The organism is Pseudomonas sp. B6001, assembly GCF_013386015.1.
Lineage (GTDB): Bacteria > Pseudomonadota > Gammaproteobacteria > Pseudomonadales > Pseudomonadaceae > Aquipseudomonas.
Map to the genome: position 1 here is coordinate 1 of NZ_JACAOX010000054.1, position 5,921 is coordinate 5,921.

Sequence of the window (5,921 nt, forward strand, 5' to 3'; positions counted from 1 at the left end):
GAGCCGCTGTAAGAGCGGAACCGATATCAGCCATCACCCAAAAAACGGATATGCCCCCCAACCCCAAAGACGCATACGTCATCCAACGTATTCCCCGCCCAACCCCATCCCCGTGAGACTGCTCCCGACAGCCAACCCACCCTCCGGGAGCACCTCGATGACCGACACCCTGATCAAAGTCGACCTCAACCAACCCGTCACCGAAAACGAACAGATCCACAACCGTTGGCACCCGGACATCCCGATGGCTTGCTGGGTCAAACCCGGCGATGACTTCATCCTCGAAACCTACGACTGGACCGCCGGCGCCATCAAGAACAACGACGACGCCAGCGACGTGCGCGACGTCGACCTCTCCACCGTGCATTACCTCTCCGGTCCGGTGGGCGTACACGGCGCCGAACCCGGCGACTTGCTGGTGGTCGACCTGCTCGACATCGGCGCCAAGGCCGACTCCCAGTGGGGCTTCAACGGCTTCTTCTCCCGCCAGAACGGCGGCGGCTTTCTCACCGATCACTTCCCCAGCGCGCAAAAAGCCATCTGGGATTTCAAGGGTATGTTCACCAGCTCCCGGCACATCCCGGGCGTCAATTTTGCGGGCCTGATCCACCCCGGCCTGATCGGCTGCCTGCCCGACCCGGTGATGCTCGCCGACTGGAATCGTCGCGAGCAGGAGCTGATCGACACCAACCCGACCCGCGTCCCACCCCTGGCCAACGCCCCGCTGGCCGCCACCGCGCACATGGGCAAACTCAAGGGCTCGGCCCGTGACGATGCCGCCGCCACCGGTGCCCGCACCGTGCCGCCCCGTGAGCATGGCGGCAACTGCGATATCAAGGATTTGTCCCGCGGCTCGAAGATCTATTTCCCGGTGTACGTCAACGGCGCCGGCCTGTCGGTGGGCGACTTGCACTTCAGCCAGGGCGACGGCGAAATCACCTTTTGCGGCGCCATCGAAATGGCCGGCTGGGTGCACATGAAGGTCGAGCTGATCAAGGGCGGCATGGCCAAATACGGGATCAAGAACCCGGTGTTCAAGCCAAGCCCGATCACCCCGAACTACAAGAACTACCTGATCTTCGAAGGCATCTCCGTCGACGAACAGGGCCAGCAGCATTACCTGGACGTCAATGTCGCTTACCGCCAGGCCTGCCTGAATGCGATCAACTACCTGACCAAGTTCGGCTACTCGCCGGCCCAGGGGTATGCGTTGCTCGGCTCGGCGCCGGTGCAGGGGCATATCAGCGGCGTGGTGGACATCCCCAACGCCTGCGCGACGTTGTGGCTGCCGACTGAAATCTTCGAGTTCGACATCAACCCCAACGCCAACGGCCCGACCCAATTCCTCGACGGCAGCATTGACCTGCCCATCGCACCGGACCTGTAGCCATGCCGACCTACGAATATGCCTGTGAGTCCTGCGGCACCTTCACGATGCTGCGGCCCATGGCCCAGCGTCACGAACCCAGCCAATGTCCGTATTGCGACGGCCCGGGCGGGCAGTTGCTGCTGTCGGCGCCGGCGCTGACCACGCTGTCGGCCAATCAGCGCAAGGCCATAGCCGGTAACGAGCGCAGCGCCCATGCGCCGCAAACCGTCGGCGAATATCAGGAAGCGCGCAAGCACCCGGCGGGCTGCAGTTGCTGTGGCACCAGCAAGCCGGTGGTGCCGAGCAAGGCCAACCCGCTGGGGCTCAAGACCAGGACCGGGCCACGGCCCTGGATGATCAGTCACTGACCGAGGAGATTTGCAATGCGCCATGGCGACATTTCCAGCAGCCCGGATACGGTCGGCGTTGCTGTCGTGAACTACAAGATGCCGCGCCTGCACAGCAAGGCCGAGGTCATCGATAACGCGAAGAAGATTGCCGAGATTATTGTCGGCATGAAGCAGGGTTTGCCCGGCATGGACCTGGTGGTGTTCCCCGAATACAGCACCATGGGGATCATGTACGACCACGACGAGATGATGGCGACCGCCGCGAGTATTCCCGGCGAGGAGACGGCGATTTTCTCCGCGGCCTGCCGCCAGGCCAATACCTGGGGCGTGTTTTCCCTGACCGGTGAACGCCACGAGGAGCACCCGTACAAGGCGCCGTACAACACGCTGGTGCTGATCAATAACCTCGGCGAGATCGTCCAGCGTTATCGCAAGTGCATTCCGTGGTGCCCGATCGAGGGCTGGTACCCGGGCGATCGCACCTACGTGTGCGACGGGCCCAAGGGCATGAAGGTCAGCCTGATCATCTGCGACGACGGCAACTACCCGGAGATCTGGCGTGACTGTGCGATGAAAGGCGCCGAGCTGATCGTGCGCTGCCAGGGCTATATGTACCCGGCCAAGGAGCAGCAGGTGCAGATGTCCAAGAGCATGGCCTGGGCCAATAACTGCTACGTGGCGGTGGCGAATGCGGCGGGGTTCGACGGGGTGTATTCGTACTTCGGGCACTCGGCGATCATCGGCTTCGATGGCCGTACCCTGGGCGAGTGCGGCGAGGAAGAAATGGGCATTCAGTACGCCCAACTGTCGGTGTCGCAGATCCGCGATGCGCGGGCCAACGACCAGTCGCAGAACCATCTGTTCAAGTTGCTGCACCGTGGCTACACCGGCATGCATGCCTCGGGCGATGGGGACAAGGGCGTGGCGGATTGCCCATTCGAGTTCTATCGCACCTGGGTGCTGGACGCGCAAAAGGCCCAAGAGAATGTCGAGGCCTTCACCCGTAGCACCGTCGGTGTCGCCGAATGCCCGGTGGGGCAGTTGCCCCATGGTGGTAAAGAAAAAACGGCGGGTTGAGGCATGCGGTTTACTTTTGAACCGGCCCAGGTCATGGCCTTGCTGCGCAGCCGTATCGTTGGCCAGGAAGCAGCCCTGGCCCAAATGGAAGGGTTGCTCAAGGTGGTCAAGGCCGATATCGGTGAGCGTGAGCGGCCGTTGAGCGTCAACCTGTTCATGGGGCCTACCGGGGTCGGCAAGACGGAAATCGTCCGGCTGCTGGCGCAGGCGTTGCACGGGCGTGCCGACGGGTTCTGCCGTATCGACATGCACACCCTGGCCCAGGAGCATTACGCCGCTGCCTTGACCGGGGCGCCGCCGGGTTACGTCGGCAGCAAGGAAGGCATCAGCCTGTTCGACAGCGAACTGATCCAGGGCAGCTATAGCCGCCCCGGCATCGTGTTGTTCGACGAGTTGGAAAAGGCCAGCCAGGAAGTGGTGCGCAGCCTGTTGGGCATTCTTGAAAACGGCCAACTGACGTTGGCGGGTGGTGCTCGCACGCTGGACTTTCGCAACAGCCTGATCTTCATGACCAGCAATATCGGTGCACAACAGGCGCGTCGCCATCGACAGCGATTTACCCCGTTGCGCTGGTTGAGACGCGGGGAGGCGGCGGTGTTGGAGGACGCCTTGCACAGTCACTTCGAGCCGGAGTTTCTCAATCGCATCGACCGTATCCTGATGTTCGAGCCCATCGACCATCAATGGCTTGAAGCGCTGCTTGAGGTGGAACTCGGCAAACTCAATCAACGCCTGGCGACGCAGCACCGATCATTGGTGCTGGATGAATCGGCACGTGCCTGGCTGTGCCGCGACCATGATGTACGCTTTGGTGCCCGTGCCTTGGGCCGCCGATTGCGGGTGGAACTTGAGCCGGCGATTGCCGAATGCGTATTGCGCGACCCGGGTGTGGGCCCCATGGGCGCGACTGTCGACAGTGATCGTTTGGTGGTTTCGCAACAAGCGGCTTGCAACAAATAAATTCCAAGCTAATATAACCCGGGTAAAACAATATATTCCGGGTAAAAGTCATGAGCGCATCACACTGCACCGCTTTCCTTGGCCACCAACGCGTGGCCGCCGGCTCTTATGCCGACGTCGCCAAAAACCTGAAAAACCTCGACCTGTCGACGGGCAGCTTGCTGGTGTTTGATGACGCCAGCGGCGTTCAAGTCGACTATCCCTGGCCCGCCGGTTACGCACCGCAGCAACCGACCGTCGCGGTGACGGAGGCCGACGTGCCGGCGTCACCTACCGTAGGCCGACCGAAGCTGGGGGTGGTCGCCCGTGAAGTGACCCTGCTGCCACGGCATTGGGAGTGGCTGGGGCAACAGCGCGGCGGCGCCTCGGCGGCCTTGCGCCGGCTGGTGGATGAAGCGCGCAACGCCCATGCCGAGCACGATGAGCGACGCCAGGCCAAGGAATCCAGCTATCGTTTCATGAGCGCCCTGGGCGGCGACCTGCCGGGTTTCGAAGAGGCCTCGCGGGCGTTGTTTGCCCAGGACGGCGCCGACTTTTCCAACAAGATTGCGCACTGGCCGGTGGATGTGAAGTTGTACCTGGCCTGGTTGTCACGCAACGCTTTCCCTGCCTAATTGCATTGAGATCCGAACCTTCATGGAAGTCACCCAGCAACGACCGTTGTGGCAGATCTACCTGATCTTTCTGGCACCCATGGTGCTGTCCAATTTCCTCCAGAGCTTTTCCGGCACGCTGAACGGGATCTATGTCGGGCAGATGCTCGGCACCCAGGCGTTGGCGGCGGTGTCGGGGATGTTCCCCATCGTGTTTTTCTTTATCGCCCTGGTGATCGGCCTGGGGGCGGGTGCTTCGGTGCTGATCGGCCAGGCGTGGGGCGCGCAGGAAACCTCGATGGTCAAGTCGATCACCGGCGCCACCCTGACCCTCGGCGCCCTGATCGGGGTGATCGCGGCGGTGCTGGGCAGCGTGTTTGCGCGCCCGGCAATGCAGGCCCTGGGCACACCGGTGGATGTGCTGGATGACGCGGTGGGTTATGCGCAGATGATGATGCTGATCATGCCGCTGTTGCTGGTGTTCATCCTGTTCACCCAACTGCTGCGGGGCGTGAGTGACACGGTGTCGCCCTTATTGGCGCTGATGGTGTCGACCACCGTGGGCCTGGTGCTGACCCCTGCGCTGATCAAGGGTTGGCTGGGCCTGCCGCCGATGGGTATCCAGAGCGCGGTGGTGGCGGGGTTGGTGGGTAATGCCCTGGCGATGACGTTCTTGGTGCTGCGCCTGCGCCATAAAAACCACGTGATGGCGCCGGATCGCCAGTTGATGGCGGCGCTGCGGCTGGATCGGGTGATCCTGGGCAAGGTCCTGCGTATCGGGTTGCCTACGGGGTTGCAGATGGTGGTGCTGTCGTTGTCGGAGCTGGTGATTCTGGCGCTGGTCAACAGCCATGGTTCCCAGGCGACGGCGGCGTATGGGGCGGTGACGCAGATCGTCAACTATGTGCAGTTTCCGGCGTTGTCGATTGCGATCACGGCGTCGATTCTGGGGGCGCAGGCGATCGGGGCGGGGCGCCTGGAGCGGATCGGGCCGATCCTGCGTACGGGGATTTTGATCAACCTGTGCCTGACGGGTGGGTTGATAGTGCTGGGGTATGTGTTGTCGCACTGGCTGTTGGGGTTGTTCATTACCGACGTGGATGCGCGGGTCAAGGCCGAGCACCTGCTGCATATCATGCTCTGGAGCATCCTGGTGTTCGGTTTCCAGGCCGTGGTGGGCGGGATCATGCGGGCCAGCGGGGTGGTGCTGGTGCCGGTGGGGATCTCGATCGTTTGCGTGTTGGGGGTGGAGTTGCCGGTGGCGTATCTGCTGAATGCGCGGTTTGGGTTGGAGGGGGTTTGGATGGCGTTTCCGGTGACGTATCTGGCGATGTTGGGGTTGCAGACGGCTTATTACCGGTTGGTTTGGCGGCATAAGCAGATCAAGCGGTTGGTGTGAGGTTTTTTTGCCGGGGCGGGGCGGGGTGTACATATCCGTTATTTAGGTAACGGCCGCCTATGGTTTCGCTCTTACAGCGAGTCACTTTGCAAAAGCGGCAAAGTAACCAAAGCGCTCTGCCCCGCCTGTCGGCACCTCGCCTAGGCTCGGTGTTCCCTCACTCCGGCAGCACG

Annotated in this window: 6 protein-coding genes; all 6 read left to right on the forward strand. The window is 62.3% G+C overall.

The features are described from left to right. Positions 1–157 precede the first annotated feature (157 nt). The 6 genes from fmdA to HX821_RS31170 are packed head-to-tail and all read left to right on the forward strand — an operon-like array spanning position 158 to position 5,748. The gene (gene fmdA, locus HX821_RS31145) at positions 158–1,387 is read left to right on the forward strand and encodes a formamidase (RefSeq protein WP_076016701.1); all 1,230 of its coding nucleotides are present in this window, start codon (positions 158–160) and stop codon (positions 1,385–1,387) included. 2 nt (positions 1,388–1,389) lie between these two features. Next, positions 1,390–1,737, forward strand: coding sequence for a zinc ribbon domain-containing protein (locus tag HX821_RS31150; protein ID WP_177037356.1), 348 nt, complete (start codon positions 1,390–1,392; stop codon positions 1,735–1,737). 15 nt (positions 1,738–1,752) lie between these two features. After that, the gene (locus tag HX821_RS31155) at positions 1,753–2,796 is read left to right on the forward strand and encodes an aliphatic amidase (RefSeq protein WP_177037357.1); all 1,044 of its coding nucleotides are present in this window, start codon (positions 1,753–1,755) and stop codon (positions 2,794–2,796) included. Between the two features lie 3 nt (positions 2,797–2,799). Then, a complete protein-coding gene (locus HX821_RS31160) occupies positions 2,800–3,756 on the forward strand; it encodes an AAA family ATPase (RefSeq protein WP_177037358.1) in 957 nt (318 codons plus the stop codon). A gap of 50 nt (positions 3,757–3,806) precedes the next feature. Further along, positions 3,807–4,370, forward strand: a complete 564-nt coding sequence (locus HX821_RS31165; protein ID WP_003218595.1) for a DUF2239 family protein — start codon at positions 3,807–3,809, stop codon at positions 4,368–4,370. A 22-nt stretch (positions 4,371–4,392) separates the two neighbouring features. Then, complete coding sequence (locus HX821_RS31170; protein WP_003218590.1) at positions 4,393–5,748, forward strand: MATE family efflux transporter; 1,356 nt, start codon at positions 4,393–4,395, stop codon at positions 5,746–5,748. The last annotated feature ends 173 nt before the right edge of the window (positions 5,749–5,921 follow it).